This is a genomic window from Pseudomonas umsongensis, from assembly GCF_002236105.1.
In the GTDB taxonomy this organism is placed as follows: Bacteria; Pseudomonadota; Gammaproteobacteria; order Pseudomonadales; family Pseudomonadaceae; genus Aquipseudomonas; species Aquipseudomonas umsongensis.
The window spans coordinates 212764-235457 of sequence record NZ_NIWU01000004.1; the positions used below are offsets into that span (position 1 = coordinate 212764).

Below are 22694 nucleotides of genomic sequence, written 5' to 3' on the forward strand. Positions count from 1 at the left end.
CTCGCGAAGGGGCCATCACATACAACATTGATGGTGCCTGACACTCCGCTTTCGCGAGCAAGCCCGCTCCCACATTTGGGTATTCGGTGTTGCAAATACCGCGTTTCAGCTTAGCCCCAGTTCACGCCAGATCCGCATGACCTGTCGCCGTTCGTCCGCGAACTGGTCACCCGGAATCACCCCGGCATTCTTCTGCAAGGCCTGCCGGTGGGCGGCGGAGCGGTAAGCTTTATAAGCTTCACGCAACAGACTGGCGTCCTCGACAGGCATCAGCCCGGCCTTCTCCAATTCTTCCAGAATACGGATATTGTCTGTCCAGCGCAGCAATGGCGGGTACGTTTCGGACCACGCCAGGGCCGCGTATTGCACCATAAATTCAATATCGACGATACCTCCGGCGTCCTGCTTGAGGTCGAAGGGCACTGTGGCTTCGAAGGCATTTGCCCCGGTGCCGGCCGCGGTACTCTTGCTGCCCAGGTTATCGCGCATCTTGGCGCGCATCTCGCTGACCTCCTGGCGCAGGGTCGGCAAGTCGCGTGCCTTGCCCAGGATCGCTGCGCGAACCTGCTCGAATGCCCGGCCGACGTCGTCGCTACCCACCAATACCCGCGCCCTGACCAACGCCTGATGCTCCCAGGTCCAGGCTTCATTTTCCTGGTAGCGCGCAAAGGCCCCCAGCGAACTCACCAGCAGCCCTGATGCACCGGACGGGCGCAGGCGCATGTCGACTTCATAGAGCTGACCGGAGTTGGTCTGCGCTGTCAGCAAGTGAATGATCCGCTGCCCGAGCCGGGTGAAAAACTGCGCGCCATCGATCGACTTCGGCCCGTCGGTTTCTGCCTGTGGATCGCCATCATGGATGAACACCAGGTCCAGGTCCGAACCATGCCCCAATTCCAGGCCACCGACTTTCCCATAACCGACAATGATGAAGCCGGGATCGCACAAGGTGCCATCGGTGCGTAGCGGCGTGCCGTACTTGGCGACCGTTTGCCGCCAGGCCAGGGCCAGTACTTGTTCCAGTATCGCTTCGGCGAGCCAGGTCAGGTAATCGCTGACTTTCATCAACGGCAGGCTGCCGGCGATTTCCGAAGCGGCGACCCGCAAGCGGTGCGCCAGCTTGAAATGGCGCAAGGCCTCCATCTGCTGCTCGAGGTCGTCCTCGGGAATCCGGGTCAGGCGTTCGCGCAACTCAGCGGCCAGCTCCGGTGCCAACGGCGGCTTGAACAACCGGCCTTCGTTGAGCAACTCATCGAGCAACAGCGGAAAGCGGGTGATCTGTTCGGCGATCCATGGGCTCGCTGCACACAAGGTCAGCAAGCGGCGCAGGGCACCGGGATTTTCGGTCAGCAAAACGAGATAAGCAGAACGGCGGGCTACAGCTTCCACCAGTGGCAACACCCGTTCCAGCACCAGATCCGGATTGGCATGCTCGACAGCCTGGGCCAGCAAGCGCGGAATAAAGGCGTCGAGGCGCTCACGCCCCAGTCGCTGCATGGCGCGCAATTGCGGGCTGCCGCGTAAACTGGCCAAGGCTTTCAGAGCCTGGGTGGCATCGGCGAAACCGCCTTCCTGCAACTGTCGGCAGGCAGCTTCTTCATCCTGAGCCTCTTCCCACAGCGGCAACCACTCTCCACCGACCACCACTTCGTTTTCGGCGCCCTGCTCCTCGTCAGGGTCGGCGATCACCTGAGCGAAGTGCCAGGCCACGCGGCCGCGCCAGTACATCAGGCGCTCATGAAACGCCGGCCAATCGGCAAAGCCCAACATGAAGGCAATGCGCGCCTGATCCTGAGCACTGTCCGGCAGCATCTGGGTCTGGCGATCGGCAATCGCCTGAATCGCATGTTCGGTGTAACGCAGGAACTCGTAACCTTCACGCAGCTCACTGATCACCGCTGGCGGGAGATAACCCTGACCTTCCAGCGTACTCAGTACTTTTAATAGTGGACGTTGTTGCAGACTCAGGTCGCGACCGCCGTGAATCAACTGAAAGGCCTGGGCAATGAACTCCACCTCACGGATGCCGCCGGAGCCGAGCTTGATGTTGTCGGCCATGCCCTTGCGCCGCACTTCCTGCTGGATCAACTGCTTCATGGTGCGCAATGCTTCGATCGCCGAGAAGTCCAGGTAGCGTCGATACACGAACGGTCGCAGCATCTCTTGCAGTTGCGCACCGGCCACTTGATCCCCGGCCACTACCCGCGACTTGATCATCGCGTAGCGTTCCCAGTCGCGGCCCTGGTCCTGGTAGTACTGCTCCAGCGCGTTGAAGCTCAACACCAGGGCACCCGACGAACCGTAGGGCCGCAAGCGCATGTCGACACGGAACACAAAACCGTCGACGGTCATCGGGTCCAGCGCCTTGATCAAGCGCTGGCCAAGACGGATGAAGAATTCCTGGTTGTCCAGCGGGCGCTTGACCCCGACCGTTTCGCCGCCTTCGGGATAGGCAAAGATCAGGTCGATGTCCGACGACAGATTGAGTTCGACCGCGCCCAGCTTGCCCATGCCGAGGACGACCATCTGCTGCGGCTCGCCGCTGCGCCGGCCGGTGGGCACGCCGAACTGCTGGCAATGCCGTGCGTACAACCATTGATAGGCCTGGTCGATGCTGGCATCGGCCATGTCCGAAAGGTCGCGGCACGTCTGGACCAGATCGGCCTGGCGGGTCAGGTCACGCCAGACGATCCGCACCTGGTGGCGCGCCCGTTGGCGGCGCAATGCCCGGCCGAGTTGTTCATCGGTCTCGGCGGCATTTACGGCTGCAGCGATCTGCGCGCATAACTCGCCGGGGGCATAGCCACGGTCCAGTTCACCGGAGCGCACCAGTTCCAGCAGCATCAGCGGATCGCGCACCGATTGCTCGGTGACAAAGTCGCTGGCGGCGGTTACCCGGGAAAATTGCGCCCAGCGCTCGGGCGTCCATGTGGACAGGCCATGGTCGTCATCCAATGCCTCGACAGCATCGCGCAACGACTGCTCGGCGCGGGTGACAAACGGCAAGAGAATAGCGGGCAGGTCGACAAGCGGGGGCAGGCTCATGGTCTATCCTTGATCGGCGTGTAACAGGCTGCATGTAGTGAATCTCGCATACCCACTACCTGAAGGAGTGTCGAACAAAAGTTAGAAATAGCTGAAAATTCTTTTTTATTGGCAGCCAACATCAAGGTTTCACCTTTTTCGGTTGGCAAAAGACCAACCTTAACGATTATTCTCACAACGCAGCCGGGGGCCACAAGCCGCTCATCTGTAGTTTTACTACTCGTATATACATTAGCAAGGCTGAAATGCCGGATGATTTGTAGTAAAACTACACACCGCCGGAACAACCTATCGGCAATCCAAGAATTCATAACGTCTGCCCACAAGGCCAGTCGCTAACTCAGGCAACCGATTCTGGTAGCCTTTCCGCCCTGGAGCAAGCCATGCAAGACCTCGATCCCGTCGAAACCCAGGAATGGCTGGACGCCCTGGAATCGGTTCTCGACAAAGAAGGCGAAGACCGTGCTCACTATCTGATGACCCGTATGGGTGAACTCGCGACCCGCAGCGGTTCGCAGTTGCCTTACGCCATCACCACGCCTTACCGCAACACCATCCCGGTAACCCACGAAGCACGCATGCCTGGCGACCTGTTCATGGAACGCCGCATTCGCTCGCTGGTACGCTGGAACGCGATGGCCATGGTAATGCGTACGAACCTGAAAGATTCTGACCTCGGCGGTCACATCTCCAGCTTCGCTTCCAGCGCGACCCTGTATGACATCGGCTTCAACTATTTCTTCCAGGCCCCGACCGACGAACACGGCGGCGACCTGATCTACTTCCAGGGCCACACTTCGCCAGGCGTCTACGCCCGCGCGTTCATGGAAGGCCGCATCACCGAAGACCAGATGAACAACTTCCGCCAGGAAGTCGACGGCCAGGGCTTGTCGTCCTATCCGCACCCTTGGCTGATGCCTGACTTCTGGCAGTTCCCGACCGTATCCATGGGCCTGGGCCCGATCCAGGCGATCTACCAGGCGCGTTTCATGAAGTACCTGGAAGCCCGTGGCTTCATTCCTGCCGGCAAGCAAAAAGTCTGGTGCTTCCTGGGCGACGGCGAGTGCGACGAGCCGGAATCCCTGGGCGCGATCTCCCTGGCTGGCCGCGAGAAGCTGGACAACCTGATCTTCGTCATCAACTGCAACCTGCAGCGCCTCGACGGCCCGGTTCGCGGCAACGGCAAGATCATCCAGGAACTCGAAGGCGTGTTCCGCGGTGCCCAGTGGAACGTGACCAAAGTCATCTGGGGCCGTTTCTGGGACCCACTGCTGGCCAAGGACGTCGACGGCATCCTGCAACGTCGCATGGACGAAGTCATCGACGGCGAGTACCAGAACTACAAGGCCAAAGACGGCGCGTTCGTACGTGAACACTTCTTCAACTCGCCAGAACTCAAGGCGATGGTTGCAGACTTGTCCGACGACGAGATCTGGAAACTCAACCGTGGCGGCCACGACCCGTACAAGGTCTACGCGGCGTACCACGAAGCGGTCAACCACAAAGAACAACCTACCGTCATCCTGGCCAAGACCATCAAGGGTTATGGCACCGGTGCCGGCGAAGCGAAGAACACCGCGCACAACACCAAGAAAGTCGATGTCGACAGCCTGAAGTTGTTCCGCGATCGCTTCGACATCCCGGTCAAGGACGAAGAACTGGAGAACCTGCCGTTCTTCAAGCCTGAGCCAAACAGCGCCGAAGCCCGCTACCTGAGCGAGCGTCGTACCGCACTGGGTGGCTTCGTGCCGCAGCGTCGCGCGCAAAGCTTCAGCGTGCCGACTCCACCACTCGATACCCTCAAGGCTATCCTGGACGGCTCGGGCGACCGTGAAATCTCCACCACCATGGCCTTCGTGCGCATCCTCGCGCAGCTGGTCAAGGACAAGGAAATCGGCCCACGCATCGTGCCGATCATTCCGGACGAAGCCCGTACCTTCGGTATGGAAGGCATGTTCCGTCAGTTGGGCATCTACTCGTCCGTCGGCCAGCTCTACGAGCCAGTCGATAAAGACCAGGTGATGTTCTACAAGGAAGACAAGAAGGGCCAGATCCTCGAGGAAGGCATCAACGAAGCGGGCGCCATGAGCTCCTTCATCGCTGCCGGTACTTCGTACTCCAGCCACAACCAGCCAATGCTGCCGTTCTACATCTTCTACTCGATGTTCGGCTTCCAGCGTATCGGCGACCTCGCGTGGGCCGCTGGCGACAGCCGTACCCGTGGCTTCCTGATCGGCGGTACCGCCGGCCGTACCACCTTGAACGGTGAAGGCCTGCAACACGAAGACGGTCACAGCCACCTGCTGGCTGCCACCATCCCGAACTGCCGTACCTACGATCCAACCTACGGCTATGAGCTGGCGGTGATCATCCAGGACGGCATGAAGAAGATGACCGAAGAGCAACAGGATGTCTTCTACTACATCACCGTGATGAACGAGTCGTACCAGCAACCAGCCATGCCGGCCGGTGCCGAAGAAGGCATCAAGCGGGGCATGTACCTGCTCGAGGAAGACAACCGCGAAGCGGCACACCACGTTCAGCTGATGGGCTCCGGCACCATCCTGCGTGAAGTGCGTGAAGCGGCGAAGATCCTGCGTGAAGAGTTCAACGTCGGCGCCGACGTGTGGAGCGTTACCAGCTTCAACGAACTGCGTCGCGACGGCCTGGCCGTTGAGCGCACCAACCGTCTGCACCCTGGCCAGAAGCCTAAGCTGAGCTACGTGGAAGAGTGCTTGAATGGCCGCAAAGGTCCGGTCATCGCCTCTACCGACTACATGAAACTGTTCGCCGAGCAGATCCGTCAGTGGGTACCGTCCAAGGAATTCAAAGTCCTGGGTACCGATGGTTTTGGCCGCAGCGACAGCCGCAAGAAACTGCGTCATTTCTTCGAAGTCGACCGTCATTTCGTGGTGTTGGCAGCCCTGGAAGCACTGGCTGACCGTGGTGACATCGAACCTAAGGTTGTGGCTGAAGCCATTGCCAAGTTCGGTATCAACCCGGAAAAACTCAACCCACTGGACTGCTGAGGAGAGATTCTGTGAGCGAACTCATTCGCGTACCTGACATCGGCAGCGGTGAAGGTGAAGTAATTGAACTGTTTGTGAAGGTCGGCGACCGCATCGAAGCTGACCAGAGCATCCTGACACTTGAGTCGGACAAGGCGAGCATGGAAGTGCCTGCGCCGAAGGCCGGCATCATCAAGAACCTGAAAGTGAAGCTGGGCGATCGCCTGAAAGAGGGCGACGAACTGCTGGAGCTGGAAGTCGAAGGCGCCGCTGCTGCGGCTCCAGCGGCTGCCGCTGCGCCTGCTGCAAAAGCTGCGGCTGCACCTGCTCCTGCGGCAGCTCCAGTGCCGGCCGCTCCAGCTGCTGCACCGGCTGCCGCTTCGGTACAGCAAGTGCACGTGCCGGACATCGGCTCGTCGGGCAAGGCCCAGATCATCGAGATCCAGGTCAAGGTCGGCGACACCGTCGAGGCTGATCAGTCGCTGATCACCCTGGAATCCGACAAGGCGAGCATGGAAATCCCGTCGCCTGCCGCTGGCGTGGTCAAGGCCATCAGCGTCAAGCTCAATGACGAAGTTGGCACTGGCGACCTGATCCTGGACCTGGAAGTGGCCGGTGCTGCTGCACCTGCCGCCGCGCCTGCCCAGGCTGCCGCTCCTGCACCTGCCGCTGCGCCTGCTCCGGCAGCTGCTCCTGCTGCTCCCGTTGCAGACAGCGTTCAGGACATCCACGTTCCGGACATCGGTTCGGCGGGCAAGGCCAAGATCATCGAAGTGCTGGTCAAGGCCGGTGACTCGGTTGAAGCCGATCAGTCGCTGATCACCCTGGAATCCGACAAGGCGAGCATGGAAATCCCATCGCCTGCCGCTGGTGTGGTGGAAAGCGTTTCCATCAAGCTGGACGACGAAGTCGGTACCGGCGACCTGATCCTCAAGCTGAAAGTCAAAGGCGCAGCGCCTGCTGCTGCCCCGGCACCTGCTGCCGCTGCTGCGAGTGCGCCTGCGCCAGCCGCTGCTCCTGCTCCTGCTGCCGCCGCACCTGCTGCGGCCGCTCCGGTTGCTGCTCCAGCCAAGCCTGGCACCAAGGTTCACGCAGGCCCGGCCGTACGCCAACTGGCCCGTGAATTCGGTGTCGAGCTGAGCGCTGTCGGCGCCAGCGGTCCGCACGGTCGCATCCTGAAAGAAGACGTGCAGGTATACGTCAAGGCCATGATGCAGAAGGCCAAGGAAGCACCGGCCGCCGCTGCTGCTGGCGCAACCGGCGGCGCGGGTATCCCGCCGATTCCGGTCGTGGACTTCAGCCGCTTCGGTGAAATCGAAGAAGTGCCGATGACCCGCCTGATGCAGATCGGTGCGTCGAGCCTGCACCGCAGCTGGCTGAACATCCCGCACGTGACTCAGTTCGATTCGGCTGATATCACCGAGCTGGAAGCGTTCCGTATCGCTCAGAAAGCCGTTGCAGAGAAGGCCGGCGTCAAGCTGACCATCCTGCCGCTGCTGCTCAAGTCCTGCGCGCATCTGCTCAAGGAGCTGCCGGACTTCAACAGTTCGCTGGCACCAAGCGGCAAAGCAATCATCCGCAAGAAATATGTGAACATCGGCTTCGCCGTCGACACCCCTGAAGGCCTGCTCGTACCGGTCATCAAGAACGTTGACCAGAAGAGCCTGTTGCAACTGGCAGCCGAAGCCGCTGCGCTGGCCGCCAAGGCCCGCGACAAGAAGCTCACCGCTGACGACATGCAAGGCGCCTGCTTCACCATTTCCAGCCTCGGCCACATTGGCGGCACCGGCTTCACGCCGATCGTCAACGCGCCGGAAGTGGCGATCCTCGGTGTTTCCAAGGCAACCATCCAGCCAGTCTGGGACGGCAAAGCCTTCCAGCCGAAACTGATGCTGCCGCTGTCGTTGTCCTACGATCACCGTGTGATCAACGGCGCCGCTGCTGCACGCTTCACCAAGCGTCTGAGCGACCTGCTGGCGGACATCCGCACCATCCTGCTGTAACACCGGCGGGCCCTCCTTCACGGGAGGGCCTGTCGCGTTTCACGTTTTCCGAGCGCCACGCTCGTACCTCAACCCCGCCAATTTGGCGGGGCTTTTTTTTGTCCGGCGTTCTAACCTCAACAGATACTTTCCTACATTTGTGGCTGATATCCCCCACAAGTCGAATCCATTTCCGCCCGGTATTTTTCAAGGCCAAATAACTAGCCTTGCCTGCAAGGCCATTTAAAGCCAATTGATTAAAAACCGAATGGATTCGAATATGTTCAAACCAACTGTCGGGCCAATCATTGGCCACACCACCACGAACCATGCACGTATATTCTTGCGTGGAGAATCAAGTAAAGACGCCCATGCATTCGCCGGCATTCGCTATCGGCAACTCGATGACGAGCATTGGTCAAACGGAATTTTCGCTGAACTCGAGAAAGCCCGGGACATGTCCGCCGTCCTGGCTCTCAGCGACCTGGCTGCCGACACCGTGTATGAATATCAGGCTGGATGGTTCAGCGCGATGCAGCCTGTGTGCTCTGCCGAGGCAATGCAGGAACTGAGCTTGCAATGGCCAGGGCGGATTCATCGCCTGCGTACCCGCTCGAACCAGGCAGGAAAATCCAGGGCCTATGTCGTGGGTTCTTGTCGCTATCTACGCCTCACCGCAGGCATTGCCGCCGAACCGCATCTGGGTGACAGGATGTTCGCGACAATCTCAAGACTGGCCGAGCAGGCCGATCCGCCTATCAGCGCTATGCTGATGACCGGCGACCAGATCTATGTCGATGACTTGAACCTCATTGCTCCGGACCGCGAGCTCAAGGATATTCTTCTCAAGTATCGCGTGGCTTTTTCCCAGCCAAACATCGCAAAGTTAATGTCCAATCTGCCGACTTACATGATCCTGGACGATCATGAGATCGAAGACAATTGGCCGGCCAACAGAAACAAGTCCGATGGCTTCCTATATGCCAATGCGATAAACGCCTATGAGATCTACCAGGCCAGCCATGGTCCGTCACACCCACTCTGCGCCGATGGCCAAATCAACAGGAAGCTGGACAAATACTGGTACTTGTTCGCCGATGGCGATATCGAGTGGTTTGTCACCGACAGCCGAACACGGCGCAATCTTGCAGCCAGCGACCGACGCATCCTCGATATCGAGCAGGAGCAGGCCTTGTGCACATGGCTGATCAACAGTTCGGCCCGGGTCAAATTCGTGGTCACCAGCGTCATGTTCTACCCCGACAGCAAACGCCCGGACAATGACGCCTGGAAAGGTTTCCCCGATCAACGACTACGGCTGCTGGAAACCATTCGGGCCCACGCGATCAAGAATGTCTTTATCGTTTCAGGCGACGTCCATGGTTCACTGATCAGCCGCCTGACCCACAGCGAGGACCCGGCGTTTGAAGTTCATACCATCGTCTCCTCGCCCCTGTGCAACAGCAAACTGCTGCCCTATGCGCAAGCGTCTACCTTCCTGCTGGATCAGCCGCTCGCGCGAACCGCTCAAGGCAATTATCGGCACGAATTGACGGGCAAGGTCATCAGCCAGGATAACTTCGCGCATGTGATCGTCGATACGGAACAGCTTCACGTGCGATATCACGACCGGGATGGCGGCCTTTTGCAATCGACCGCCATCACGCTGCATTAAAAGCAAAAAATCGCAGCCTTCGGCAGCGCCTACAGGTGTATGCCATTCCCCTGTAGGAGCTGCCGAAGGCTGCGATCTTTTGGGCTAGATACATTCTTTTAGTCTGGTGCTGGAGAAATCTTCACTTCTGCCGACATATTCTTATAGCACTTGGCCTTCATCTCTCTTGTCAGTCAGTGTCGCAATGATGCAACCTTGCCGCAGGCAACAGTAAAGAGGGCGAGAGCCCGGCGCGATCAGCAAATTCGAAGCGAGTCCCCTCCATGAAAAGCCAACCCGATGCCGCCAGCCGTATGGTGGCCGAGGTAGTGACGCAGTTGCCTGTGCCCTCGCGGCTCGGCATGCTGCGTTTCGAACGGCTGAACGAACCAAGCTGGGCACTGCTGTTTCTCGATCCCAATTGCGAACGCCAGTTCGGCCTGCCGGCCGTGGAATTGTGCGCCCTGGTCGGTTCGCCCTACGCCAGCCTGATGGAGCCGCAAGCACGCTATCAGCTGCATGACGCGATTCAGGCGCAGTTGAGCGAGAGCACCCACTATCTGATCCGCTACACCCTGCACACCGCCTCGGGCGCGTTGAACCTGCTGGAGCTGGGTGAAGCCTACAAACAACACAATCGACATCTGCTGCGCGGCTACCTGCTGGTCATCGACGGCCTGTTCGAGGATGACCCACTGCTGCCAGCGCTGGATCTCGAAACCCAGAACTCGCGCCTGCAAATCGCCCTCGAACTCAATCAGCGCGCCCAGCGGGAACAATTGCAGCATCTGGATCGGGTCCGTGCCCAGCAGGACCTTATCCTGCTGCTGACCCGCCAGCGCTACAGCAGCAACAATTCCCTGCAGGAAGCCGCCGAACTGATCACCCGTAGCGCCTGTGAGATTTACCAGATCGACTGTGCCAGTCTTTGGCACCTGGAAGGATCGATGCTGGCCCCCATCTCGGCCTACCACCGCTCAACCCAGGAATACCTGCTGCCGGCGCCGATCGACGCCAGCGGTTTCCCCGATTACCTCGACGCCCTGCATACCGGTCGCGCCATCGACGCCCACAACGCCATGCGCGACCCGCGCACCCGGGAAATCGCCGAAAGCCTGCGCTCGCGTGATGTCAACGCGATGCTCGATGCCAGCATTCGAGTCGACGGCCAGGTGGTCGGCGTGTTGTGCCTGGAGCAAACCGGCGCGACCCGCGCCTGGCAGCAGGACGAAATCGCCTTCGCTGGCGAGCTGGCGGATCAGTTCGCCCAGGTCATCAGTAATCACAATCGACGCACCGCCACCAGCGCCCTGCATCTGTTCCAGCGTGCGGTCGAGCAAAGCGCCAACGCCTTTTTGCTGGTCAATTGCGATGGCATCGTCGAGTACGTCAACCCAAGCTTCACGGCGATCACCCAGTACACCACCGAAGAAGTCCACGGCCAGCGCCTGGCGCAACTGCCGGCACTGGAGAACCTCAGTGAACTGCTGTTCGACGCGCCCTCGGCGCTGGCCATGAGCAACAGTTGGCAGGGGGAATTCAAGAGTCGGCGCAAAAACCTCGAACCCTATTGGGGTCAGTTGTCGATATCCAAGGTCTATGGCGACAACCGCGAGTTGACCCATTACATCGGTATCTACGAAGACATCACACAGACCAAGCTCGCCCAGCAACGCATCGAGCGCCTGGCCTACACCGATAACCTGACCAACCTCGGCAACCGCCCGGCTTTCATCCGCAACCTCGATGAACGCTTCGCCCGCGACAGCGACGCGCCTATCAGCCTGCTACTGGTGGACATCGACAACTTCAAGCGGATCAACGACAGCCTCGGCCACCAGACCGGCGACAAGCTGCTGATCAGCCTGGCCCGGCGCCTGCGCAACAGCCTCAACCCGGGCGGCAGCCTGGCGCGGTTTGCCAGCAACGAGTTCGCGGTCTTGCTCGACAACACTGGCCTTGAACTCGGGCAGCAGGTCGCCAACCAATTGCTCACGACCCTCGACAAACCGATGTTCGTCGACAACCAGCTGATCAGCGTGACCGGCTCGGTTGGCCTGGCTTGCGCGCCCCTGCATGGGCGAGACCCGCAGACCCTGATGCGTAACGCCGGCCTGGCCCTGCACAAGGCCAAGGCCAACGGCAAACATCAGGTGCAGGTTTTCACCGAGGCCCTGAACGCCGAAGCCAGCTACAAGTTGTTCGTCGAGAACAACCTGCGCCGCGCCCTGACCCAGAACGAACTGGACGTGTTCTACCAACCCAAGCTCTGCCTGCGCAGCGGTCGCCTGCTGGGGATGGAGGCGCTGTTGCGCTGGAACCACCCGGAAAAGGGCATGATCCGCCCGGACCAGTTCATCAGTGTTGCCGAAGAAACCGGCCTGATCATTCCGATCGGCAAATGGATCGCCCGCCAGGCCTGCCGCATGAGCAAAGCGCTGAGCGCCGCCGGCCTGGGCAACCTGCAGGTAGCGATCAACCTGTCACCCAAGCAGTTCTCCGACCCGGACCTGGTAGCATCCATCGCCAACATCCTCAAGGAGGAAGCGCTGCCGGCGAGCTTGCTGGAGCTGGAACTGACCGAAGGTTTGCTTCTGGAAGCCACCGAAGACACTCGCCTGCAACTCGACCAGCTCAAGCGCCTGGGCCTGACCCTTGCCATGGACGACTTCGGCACCGGTTACTCGTCGCTCAGTTACTTGAAAAAATTCCCCATCGATATCATCAAGATCGATCGAAGCTTCATTCACGAAATCCCGGATAACCAGGACGACATGGAAATCACCTCCGCGGTGATCGCCATGGCCCACAACCTTAAACTCAAGGTCGTGGCCGAAGGCATCGAGACCGCCGAGCAGTTGGCTTTCCTGCGTCGCCACCGTTGCGACGTCGGCCAGGGCTACCTGTTCGACCAACCGATCCCGGGCCTCGACCTGATCGACAAGCTCAAACGCTATCCGCGCGGCCCGATTGCCTGACATCGCGTCAACACTCGGGCAAACTGCATTTCTGATTATTCCAACGACTGAGAGGACTGACGATGGTTCTGCGCTCGGAAATTCTGGTGAACAAAAACGTGCTCCCAACAAAAGAACAAGCTCTGCCTGGCCGCGAAACCCCCATGACCGTGCCGGAAAAACACTTCGTCCACGACGCCCCGCTACTGGGTCCATTCGCGATGGATGTGGATTTCGCGATCTTCGGCCTTGGCTGCTTCTGGGGCGCGGAACGCAAGTTCTGGCAGCGTGAAGGCGTGGTCAGTACGGCCGTGGGTTACGCTGGCGGCTTCACCCCGAACCCGACTTACGAAGAAGTCTGCTCCGGCTTGACCGGCCATAGCGAAGTCGTGCTGGTGGTCTACGAGCCGGCGAAAGTCAGCTACGAAGCGCTGCTGAAGATGTTCTGGGAACTGCACAACCCGACCCAGGGCATGCGCCAGGGCAACGACCTCGGCACCCAGTATCGCTCGGTGATCTACGCCACCAACCCGACCCAACTGGAAGCCGCGAAAAAAAGCGCACAGGTGTTCCAGGTCGAACTGACCAAGGCCGGCAAGGGCATCATCACCACCGAAATCGACGAAGCGCCGACGTTCTATTTCGCCGAGGCGTACCACCAACAGTACCTGGCGAAAAACCCTGAAGGCTATTGCGGCATTGGCGGCACCGGCGTGACCTGCCCGATCTGACCACTGACCGATCGTTCCCACGCTCTGCGTGGGAATGCCTCAACGGAAGCTCCGCGTTCGGCTCTGGAGGGGACGCGGAGCGTCCCGGGCTGCATTCCCACGCTGAGCGTGGGAACGATCATCGCCTCATTCGGCGATCAACCAATCCATCCGCCACCCGCCCTGGGTCTGCCCAAGCTTCTCGGACAACCACGGCAGCAACTCACGCAACTCTTCCTCCAGCCCCCACGGCGGATTGGCAATGGCCAAGCCGGAGCCGTTCAGGCTGTCAGGCGTATCCAGCGGATGCACCAGCAACTCCACCCGCAACAACTTCGGCGCACCGGTACCGGCCAGGTCCTGATAGAACCGGCGCAGCGCGCGCTGATCCTTCACCGGGTACCAGATCGCCGCTACAGTCTGGCGCATCCGCCCGACCGCCTCTTTCAAGGCCGCGGCGCAGCGCTGCATCTCATCCAGTTTTTCGAAGGGCGGATCGATCAACATCACCGCACGCTTCTCCGGCACCGGCAGCAACGCCCGCGGCACATGCCAGCCTTCACCAAGATGCACCTTGACCCTACGATCGCCGGCCATGTTGTCCTTGAGCAGCAGGCCGTCTTCAGGGTGTTTCTCGTTGAGCAACACGCGATCCTGAGGGCGAGTCAAACGACGCGCCAACTCCGGCGACCCCGGGTAATAGCGCAACTGGCCATCCGGGTTCATCTCGTGCAGCACCTGCATGTAATCAGCGGTCAGGATCGGCAGATCCGGCTGATCCCACAAACGCGCGATGCCTTCCAGATACTCACCGGTCCGGCTGGCCTGATCGCCCTGGAGGTCGTACAGGCCAATGCCGGCGTGCGTATCGAGATAGGCAAACGGCTGCTCCTTGCGCGACATCAGGGCGATGAGGCGGGTCAAGGTCAGGTGTTTGAACACATCGGCGTGATTGCCGGCATGGAAGGCGTGGCGATAATTCATGGTTGCTCCTGCGAAGGCCGGCAAGTTTACCTTTTACTGGGCGGCAAGTCAGGAGCTCGCGGCTGAGTGGCGAACCCAGCCCTGTAGGAGCCGCCGAAGGCTGCGATCTTTTGATCTTGACCTTGTGGCATTACCTACCCCTGCTGAAGGCCGACCCCGTAACCAGTGCCCAACCACATCCAGCACATCGCATCCATCGCGCAACGCAATGGCGCAGAGCAAGGCAAGGAAGAAATGGACCTGCCATTAGCCTTCTGCCCACCCCCAAAAAAAACGGCCCGCCTCCTGTAGGAGACGGGCCGTTTTTGCGAAAGGTTAGAGCCTCAGCTCATCCCCATCACTTGTTCAGACGGAAATCCGCCTCAGCCGCAGCAAAGCGCTGCAGCATGCCAGCAGTCGGCGTGCCCAGCTTGCTGACGATGTAGATCGCCAGGCTGGCGAAGATGAAACCAGGGATGATTTCGTACAGACCCAGCAGTTCGAAGTGCTTCCAGACGATCACGGTGATCGCGCCGACCAGGATGCCAGCCAGTGCGCCGTTGCGGGTCATGTCTTTCCAGATCACGGAGATCAGCACGACCGGACCGAATGCGGCACCGAAACCTGCCCAGGCGTAGCTCACCAGGCCCAGTACACGGTTTTCCGGGTTGGCCGCCATGGCGATGGCGATCAGGGCAACCAGCAGCACCATGGCGCGGCCGACCCAGACCAGTTCAACCTGGGAAGCGGATTTGCGCAGGAAGGTCTTGTAGAAGTCTTCGGTCAGGGCGCTCGAGCACACCAGCAACTGGCAGCTCAGGGTGCTCATGACGGCAGCCAGGATGGCCGACAGCAGAACGCCGGCAACCCATGGGTTGAAGAGGATTTTGGCCAGCTCGATGAACACACGCTCATGGTTTTCACTGACCGGCATGGCCACGGCCGGGTTGGCCGAGAAGTAGGCGATACCGAAGAAACCGACAGCCACGGTGCCGCCCAGGCACAGGATCATCCAGGCCATGGAGATGCGACGGGCCTTGGCGATCGACTTCACCGAATCGGCCGCCATGAAACGCGCCAGGATGTGCGGCTGGCCGAAGTAGCCCAGGCCCCAGCCCATCAGCGAGATGATGCCGATGAAGGTGGTATTTTTCAGCATGTCGAAGTTGCTTGGATCTTGCGCTTCGATGGCCAGGAACGTGGTGTCGACGCCGCCGGTGGCCAGCAGCACGATGATCGGCGTCAGCAACAGGGCGAAGATCATCAGCGTGGCTTGCACGGTGTCAGTCCAGCTGACCGCCAGGAAACCACCGACGAAGGTGTAGGCAATCGTCGCCGCAGCACCGGCCCACAGCGCAGTCTCGTAGGACATGCCGAAGGTGCTTTCGAACAGACGAGCGCCAGCCACGATGCCGGAAGCGCAATAGATCGTGAAGAACACCAAGATTACGACGGCGGAAATGATCCGCAGCAGGCCGCTTTTATCTTCGAAACGGCTGGAGAAGTAGTCCGGCAGGGTCAGCGCATCGCCATTGTGCTCGGTCTGCACGCGCAGACGGCCGGCGACGAACAGCCAGTTCAGGTAAGCCCCGATGATCAGGCCGATGGCGATCCAGCTCTCGGACAGACCGGACATGTAGATGGCGCCCGGCAGGCCCATCAACAACCAGCCGCTCATGTCGGATGCACCGGCGGACAACGCGGTCACGACACTGCCCAGGCTACGGCCGCCCAGGATGTAGTCGGAAAGGTTGTTGGTGGAGCGATAGGCCATGAAGCCGATCAGCACCATTGCTGCGATGTAGATCACGAACGTGATCAGGGTTGGATTGCTTACGCTCATTGAGTGATGCCCTGGCTTTGTTTTTATGTAGCGGCGGCTGGTGAAGCGCTGGCAAACGGTGACGATTGACAGACGATCCGGGATCCCGCGCATTTATGACCGATGTTTCCCCAGGAAAGCCATCGGCCGGCACACCGGTCTTGCGACTGGTTGCACCTTGGGCGCGAATGCTATGCAACAAAGCAAATAAGGTGCAACCCATTTCTGGGGAATAAGTTGCACCTAGTCGGAAATTTATATCAAACCAGGGTTTTTGCTCCTTTTCGGAGCAAGAATGATCGTCTATCCATCCAAAAAGCACCAAGGCAACGCGGTAATGGCGCAGTGGAATTTTTTTCCTGACGAACTGCCGTTTATTCCCGTAAAAAAAGGGTTGCACCCGGTTGCACCTCATTCATCACACGGCTAATCTTTGCGCCAGCTGATGCCACGCAGTCGTGGCAAACATGAGGATAAAAACATGGCTACCACCACCCTTGGGGTCAAACTCGATGACCCGACCCGCGAACGCCTCAAGGCTGCCGCGACCTCGATTGATCGCACGCCGCACTGGCTGATCAAGCAGGCAATTTTCAATTACCTGGAAAAACTCGAGGGTGGTGCAACCCTGTCCGAGCTCAACGGTATCGCCCGAGACACTGACGAAGCGGGCGACGTCCATGTCGACCACGCGCACCAGTGCTTCCTCGAGTTCGCCGAGAGCATCCTGCCGCAATCGGTCTTGCGTGCGTCGATCACCGCCGCGTACCGGCGCCCGGAACCGGAAGTGGTGCCGATGCTGATCGAGCAGGCTCGCCTGCCGGCGCCGATGGCCGAAGCCACCAACAAGCTCGCTGCCTCTATTGCGGAAAAACTGCGCAACCAGAAGAGCGCCGGCGGCCGTGCCGGTATCGTTCAGGGCCTGCTGCAAGAGTTCTCCTTGTCGTCCCAGGAAGGCGTGGCGCTGATGTGCCTGGCCGAGGCGCTGTTGCGCATTCCGGACAAAGGCACCCGTGACGCCCTGATCCGCGACAAGATCAGTACCGGCAACTGGCAGCCACACCTGGGCAACAGCCCGTCGCTGTTCGTCAACGCCGCGACCTGGGGCCTGCTGCTGACCGGCAAGCTGGTGTCCACGCATAACGAAGCGGGCCTGACTTCGTCCCTCAGCCGCATCATCGGCAAGAGCGGCGAGCCGATGATCCGCAAGGGCGTCGACATGGCCATGCGCCTGATGGGCGAGCAGTTCGTCACCGGCGAGACCATTGCCGAAGCCCTGGCCAACGCCAGCAAGTTCGAAGCCAAGGGCTTCCGCTATTCCTACGACATGCTCGGTGAAGCCGCACTGACTGAGCACGACGCGCAGAAGTACCTGGCCTCGTACGAACAAGCCATCCACTCGATCGGCAAAGCGTCCCACGGTCGCGGGATTTATGAAGGTCCGGGCATTTCGATCAAGCTGTCGGCCTTGCACCCGCGCTACAGCCGTGCCCAGTACGAGCGCGTGATGGATGAGCTGTACCCGCGCCTGCTGTCGCTGACCCTGCTGGCCAAGCAATACGACATCGGCCTGAACATCGACGCCGAAGAAGCCGACCGCCTCGAGCTGTCGCTGGATCTGCTCGAGCGCCTGTGCTTCGAGCCGCAACTGACGGGCTGGAACGGCATCGGTTTCGTGATCCAGGCTTATCAGAAGCGTTGCCCGTACGTGATCGACTACGTGATCGACCTGGCTCGCCGCAGCCGTCATCGCCTGATGATCCGCCTGGTGAAAGGCGCGTACTGGGACAGCGAGATCAAGCGCGCCCAGGTTGAAGGCCTGGAAGGCTATCCGGTCTACACCCGCAAGGTGTACACCGACGTGTCCTACATCGCTTGCGCACGCAAACTGCTGTCGGTGCCGGAAGTCATCTACCCGCAGTTCGCCACGCACAACGCCCACACCCTGTCGGCCATTTATCACATTGCCGGTCAGAACTATTACCCGGGCCAGTACGAGTTCCAGTGCCTGCATGGCATGGGCGAACCGCTGTACGAACAAGTTGTAGGAAAGGTTTCCGAAGGCAAGCTGAACCGTCCGTGCCGTGTGTACGCACCGGTCGGCACCCACGAAACCCTCCTGGCTTACCTGGTACGTCGCCTGCTGGAAAACGGCGCCAACACCTCGTTCGTCAACCGTATTGCCGACCAGTCGATTTCCATCCAGGAATTGGTGGCCGACCCGGTAGCAAGCATCGAGCAGATGGCGACCGTGGAAGGTGGCTTCGGCCTGCCGCATCCTCGCATTCCGCTGCCGCGCGATTTGTACGGCTCCGAGCGCGCCAACTCCAGCGGCATCGACATGGCCAACGAACATCGCCTGGCGTCCTTGTCCTGCGCTCTGCTGGCTACTGCGCACAACAACTGGAAGGCCGCGCCGATGCTCGGTTGCGCTTCCAGCAGCGAAACCCCTGCACCCGTCTTGAACCCGTCCGATCTGCGTGACGTGGTTGGCCACGTACAGGAAGCGACTGTCGAAGACGTCGACAATGCGATCCAGTGCGCACTGAACGCCGCGCCGATCTGGCAGGCTACCCCGCCGGCCGAACGCGCCGCGATCCTCGAACGCGCCGCAGACCTGATGGAAGCCGAGATCCAGCCGCTGATGGGCCTGCTGGCTCGCGAAGCCGGCAAGACTTTTGCCAACGCCATCGCCGAAGTGCGCGAGGCCGTGGACTTCCTGCGTTATTACGCGGTGCAGGCTCGCAACGATTTCACCAATGATGCCCACCGCCCGCTGGGTCCGGTGGTGTGCATCAGCCCGTGGAACTTCCCGCTGGCAATCTTCAGTGGCCAAGTGGCTGCGGCGCTGGCTGCCGGTAACCCGGTATTGGCCAAGCCTGCGGAACAGACGCCGCTGGTCGCCGCTCAAGCCGTGCGCCTGCTGCTCGAGGCCGGGATTCCACAAGGTGTCCTGCAACTGTTGCCGGGCCGTGGCGAAACCGTCGGCGCCGGACTGGTGGGCGACGATCGCGTCAAAGGCGTGATGTTCACCGGCTCCACCGAAGTTGCGCGCCTGCTGCAACGCAACATTGCCGGTCGCCTGGACAGCCAGGGTCGTCCGATTCCGCTGATCGCCGAAACCGGTGGCCAGAACGCGATGATCGTCGACTCTTCGGCACTGACCGAACAGGTGGTGATCGACGTGGTTTCGTCGGCCTTCGATAGCGCCGGCCAGCGTTGCTCGGCCCTGCGCGTGCTGTGCCTGCAGGAAGATTCTGCCGACCGCGTGATCGAAATGCTCAAGGGTGCCATGGCTGAAAGCCGCCTCGGCAACCCTGAGCGCCTGTCCGTGGACATCGGCCCGGTGATCGACGCCGAAGCCAAGGCTGGCATCGAGAAGCACATCCAGGCCATGCGCGACAAAGGTCGCAACGTGTACCAGGTGGCCATCGCCGACGCCGAAGAAGTTAAACGCGGCACCTTCGTGATGCCGACGCTGATCGAACTGGAAAGCTTCGACGAACTGCAACGGGAGATCTTCGGCCCGGTGCTGCACGTGGTGCGCTACAAGCGCAAGGACATCGATCAACTGATTGCCCAAATCAACGCTTCCGGCTACGGCCTGACGCTGGGCGTGCACACCCGTATCGACGAGACCATCGCCAAGGTGATCGACAACGTCAATGCCGGTAACGTCTACGTCAACCGCAACATCGTGGGTGCCGTGGTCGGCGTGCAGCCATTCGGCGGCGAAGGCCTGTCGGGTACTGGCCCGAAAGCCGGTGGTCCGCTGTACCTGTACCGCCTGCTGTCGACCCGCCCTGCCGATGCGATCGAACAATCCTTCGCTCGCGGCGACGCTGCCGTAGCACCGGACGTTCGCCTTCGCGATGCCATGAGCAAACCGCTGACCGCCTTGAAAGCCTGGGCCGACAGCAACAAGTTCGCCGACCTGAGCACCCTGTGCGCGCAGTTCGCCGCACAATCGCAAAGCGGTATCACCCGCGTCCTGGCCGGCCCGACCGGCGAACGTAACAGCTATGCGATCCTGCCGCGCGAGCACGTGCTGTGCCTGGCGGAAGTCGAAGGCGACCTGCTGACGCAACTGGCTGCGGTATTGGCTGTCGGCGGTTCGGCGGTATGGCCGGAAGCTGAACTGACCAAGGCCTTGCTCGCCCGTCTGCCGAAAGACATCCAGGCACGCATCAAGCTGGTTTCCGACTGGAACAAGGACGACGTGGTGATTGATGCGGTTCTGCATCACGGCCATTCCGACCAGTTGCGCGCGGTTTGCCAGCAAGTGGCAAAGCGTGCCGGTGCCATTGTCGGCGTCCAGGGTCTGTCGCAGGGTGAAACCAACATTGCGTTGGAGCGCCTGGTGATCGAGCGTGCGTTGAGCGTTAACACCGCTGCTGCGGGTGGTAATGCCAGCCTGATGACCATCGGCTAAAACCGGTAAACCGGGCTGCCGCAATAGCCGCCCGGCACGCAATACCCTGTGGGAGCGGGCTTGCCTGCGATAGCGATGTATCAGTCACTGATGATGTTGACTGGTCTGACGCCATCGCGGGCAAGCCCGCTCCCACAGTTACTTATGGCGTCTGCTAAGTCACCATCACGCAGATCAATCATCCTGTTCAGCCTCTATTCCCCCGCCTAGACTCGCCCTACTCCAACAAAAGGTAGGCCGCCATGTCCGAGACGTTGCTCAGTTCCCGCAATCTGGCTTTCGAGCTGTATGAAGTCCTCGATGCCGAGGGCCTGACCCAGCGTGAGCGTTTCGCCGAACATAATCGCGAAACCTTCGATGCCGCCTTGGGCACCGCCCGCAACATCGCCGAGAAGTTCTTCGCCCCGCACAATCGCAAGGGTGACGAGAACGAGCCGCGCTATGAGGACGGTCAGGCAATCCTGATTCCGGAAGTGAAACCGGCAGTCGACGCGTTCCTCGAAGCCGGCTTCCTCAATGCAGCGCGCAGTTTCGACGCTGGTGGCATGCAACTTCCTACCCTGTTGTCGCAAGCCTGCTTCGCGCATTTCCAGTCCGCCAACGCGGCGTCGACCTCCTACCCGTTCCTGACCATGGGCGCGGCCAACCTGATCGAAAGTTTCGGCACCGAGGAGCAGAAACGCCGCTTCCTGCAACCAATGATCGACGGCCGCTTCTTCGGCACCATGGCCCTGACCGAACCCCACGCAGGTTCGTCGCTGTCGGATATTCGTACACGAGCCGAGCCTGCGTCCGACGGCACCTATCGACTCAAGGGCAACAAAATCTTCATCTCCGGCGGCGATCATCCGCTGTCGGAAAACATCGTGCACATGGTCCTGGCCAAGCTGCCGGATGCCCCTGCTGGTGTGAAGGGCATTTCGCTGTTCATCGTGCCGAAATTCCTGGTCAACGATGACGGCAGCCTCGGCAAACGCAACGACGTGCTGCTGGCGGGGCTTTTCCACAAGATGGGCTGGCGCGGCACCACCTCAACCGCGCTGAACTTCGGCGATAATGGCGAGTGCGTAGGCTATCTGGTGGGCAAGCCGCATCATGGCTTGAGCTACATGTTCCAGATGATGAACGAGGCGCGAATCGGCGTCGGCATGGGTGCGGTGATGCTCGGCTACGCCGGCTACCTGTATTCGCTGGAATACGCCCGCGAGCGCCCTCAGGGTCGCGTGCCGGACAGCAAGGACCCGAACACCGCTCCGGTGGCGATCATCCAGCACGCCGACGTCAAGCGCATGCTGCTGACGCAAAAAGCCTACGTCGAAGGATCGTTCGACCTGGGGCTGTACGCGGCGCGGCTGTTTGATGACACCACGACACTGGAGACCGAGGCCGAACGCAAACAGGCCCATGAACTGCTGGACTTGCTGACCCCCATCGTCAAATCCTGGCCGTCGGAGTTTTGCCTGAAGGCCAACGAACTGGCGATCCAGATCCTTGGCGGCCACGGCTACACCCGCGAATACCCGGTGGAACAATACTACCGCGACAACCGTCTGAACCCGATTCACGAAGGCACCCACGGCATTCAGTCGCTGGACCTGCTGGGGCGCAAACTGGCACAGAACGGCGGTGCGGGCCTCAAACAACTGGTCCGCCTGATCGCCAACACCGCCGAGCGCGCGCACGCCCATGACTCGCTGACCGCGCTGCGTGAACCACTGGAGAAACTGGTGGCGCGCCTGCAGGCCGTGACCATTGGCTTGCTGACCGACCTGGCCCAGGGCAAGGTCAACAGCAGCTTGGCTAACTCGGCGTTGTACCTGAAAGTTTTTGGTCACACGGTAATTGGCTGGCGCTGGCTGGAACAGGCGATTCGCGCCGAGGAAGGGCTGGCCAAAGGCAATGCGGTCGATGTGAACTTCTATAAAGGCAAGCTCCAGGCGGCGCGGTACTTCCTGACCTGGGAAATCCCGGCTTGCCACCATGAGTTGACGATTCTTGAGGCGCGGGATGATGTTTGCCTGGGCATGCAGGATGAGTGGTTCTGATCCAAGTCTGAGGTGCTGCCGAAATCCATTCGCGAGCAGGCTCGCTCCCACAGTTGAACGCGTGACACTGTGGGAG

11 protein-coding genes are annotated in these 22694 nt (G+C 60.5%); 8 read left to right on the top strand and 3 right to left on the bottom strand.

The features are described 5' to 3' along the window. Positions 1-105: 105 nt before the first annotated feature. Positions 106-3045: a bifunctional [glutamate--ammonia ligase]-adenylyl-L-tyrosine phosphorylase/[glutamate--ammonia-ligase] adenylyltransferase gene (glnE, locus tag PSUM_RS20765; RefSeq protein WP_020796213.1), complete on the bottom strand. Its 2940-nt coding sequence runs from the start codon at positions 3043-3045 to the stop codon at positions 106-108. A gap of 383 nt (positions 3046-3428) precedes the next feature. Between glnE and aceE the strand changes: the two genes are divergently transcribed. From aceE to msrA, 5 genes are all read left to right on the top strand, one after another. After that, a complete protein-coding gene (gene aceE / locus PSUM_RS20770) occupies positions 3429-6074 on the top strand; it encodes a pyruvate dehydrogenase (acetyl-transferring), homodimeric type (protein ID WP_020796211.1) in 2646 nt (881 codons plus the stop codon). An 11-nt stretch (positions 6075-6085) separates the two neighbouring features. Then, positions 6086-8056 (top strand): dihydrolipoyllysine-residue acetyltransferase, encoded by a 1971-nt coding sequence (aceF, locus tag PSUM_RS20775; RefSeq protein WP_083350042.1) that lies wholly within the window; start codon positions 6086-6088, stop codon positions 8054-8056. Positions 8057-8315: 259 nt separating this feature from the next. After that, positions 8316-9710: an alkaline phosphatase D family protein gene (locus PSUM_RS20780; RefSeq protein WP_083350041.1), complete on the top strand. Its 1395-nt coding sequence runs from the start codon at positions 8316-8318 to the stop codon at positions 9708-9710. A gap of 263 nt (positions 9711-9973) precedes the next feature. After that, positions 9974-12667 carry a putative bifunctional diguanylate cyclase/phosphodiesterase gene (locus tag PSUM_RS20785; protein ID WP_020796208.1) on the top strand — a complete coding sequence of 898 codons (2694 nt, stop codon included), beginning with the start codon at positions 9974-9976 and terminating at the stop codon, positions 12665-12667. Positions 12668-12729: 62 nt separating this feature from the next. Beyond that, on the top strand, positions 12730-13377 hold the full coding sequence (gene msrA, locus PSUM_RS20790; RefSeq protein WP_020796207.1) for a peptide-methionine (S)-S-oxide reductase MsrA: 648 nt from the start codon (positions 12730-12732) through the stop codon (positions 13375-13377). Positions 13378-13503: 126 nt separating this feature from the next. On the opposite strand, the gene PSUM_RS20795 is transcribed toward msrA, so the two are convergent. Next, positions 13504-14340 (bottom strand): 23S rRNA (adenine(2030)-N(6))-methyltransferase RlmJ, encoded by an 837-nt coding sequence (locus tag PSUM_RS20795; RefSeq protein ID WP_083350040.1) that lies wholly within the window; start codon positions 14338-14340, stop codon positions 13504-13506. Positions 14341-14677: 337 nt separating this feature from the next. Further along, complete coding sequence (gene putP, locus PSUM_RS20800) at positions 14678-16162, bottom strand: sodium/proline symporter PutP (protein ID WP_033044748.1); 1485 nt, start codon at positions 16160-16162, stop codon at positions 14678-14680. A 274-nt stretch (positions 16163-16436) separates the two neighbouring features. Between putP and PSUM_RS32385 the strand changes: the two genes are divergently transcribed. The 3 genes from PSUM_RS32385 to PSUM_RS20810 all read left to right on the top strand — a co-directional run bounded on the left by PSUM_RS32385 (position 16437) and on the right by PSUM_RS20810 (position 22618). After that, positions 16437-16571, top strand: a complete 135-nt coding sequence (locus PSUM_RS32385) for a hypothetical protein (RefSeq protein ID WP_020796203.1) — start codon at positions 16437-16439, stop codon at positions 16569-16571. 51 nt (positions 16572-16622) lie between these two features. Continuing rightward, positions 16623-20573: a trifunctional transcriptional regulator/proline dehydrogenase/L-glutamate gamma-semialdehyde dehydrogenase gene (gene putA / locus PSUM_RS20805; RefSeq protein WP_083350039.1), complete on the top strand. Its 3951-nt coding sequence runs from the start codon at positions 16623-16625 to the stop codon at positions 20571-20573. Positions 20574-20815: 242 nt separating this feature from the next. Beyond that, entirely contained in the window at positions 20816-22618 is a 1803-nt protein-coding gene (locus PSUM_RS20810) for an acyl-CoA dehydrogenase (protein ID WP_083350038.1), read from the top strand. Positions 22619-22694 lie beyond the last annotated feature (76 nt).

Coding starts and splice junctions, on each gene's coding strand:
- PSUM_RS20780 (WP_083350041.1), top strand. CDS start 8,316: ATGTTCAAACCAACTGTCGGGCCAATCATTGGCCACACCACCACGAAC.
- msrA (WP_020796207.1), top strand. CDS start 12,730: ATGGTTCTGCGCTCGGAAATTCTGGTGAACAAAAACGTGCTCCCAACA.
- putP (WP_033044748.1), bottom strand. CDS start 16,162: ATGAGCGTAAGCAATCCAACCCTGATCACGTTCGTGATCTACATCGCA.
- PSUM_RS20810 (WP_083350038.1), top strand. CDS start 20,816: ATGTCCGAGACGTTGCTCAGTTCCCGCAATCTGGCTTTCGAGCTGTAT.
- PSUM_RS32385 (WP_020796203.1), top strand. CDS start 16,437: ATGATCGTCTATCCATCCAAAAAGCACCAAGGCAACGCGGTAATGGCG.
- aceE (WP_020796211.1), top strand. CDS start 3,429: ATGCAAGACCTCGATCCCGTCGAAACCCAGGAATGGCTGGACGCCCTG.
- PSUM_RS20795 (WP_083350040.1), bottom strand. CDS start 14,340: ATGAATTATCGCCACGCCTTCCATGCCGGCAATCACGCCGATGTGTTC.
- glnE (WP_020796213.1), bottom strand. CDS start 3,045: ATGAGCCTGCCCCCGCTTGTCGACCTGCCCGCTATTCTCTTGCCGTTT.
- PSUM_RS20785 (WP_020796208.1), top strand. CDS start 9,974: ATGAAAAGCCAACCCGATGCCGCCAGCCGTATGGTGGCCGAGGTAGTG.
- putA (WP_083350039.1), top strand. CDS start 16,623: ATGGCTACCACCACCCTTGGGGTCAAACTCGATGACCCGACCCGCGAA.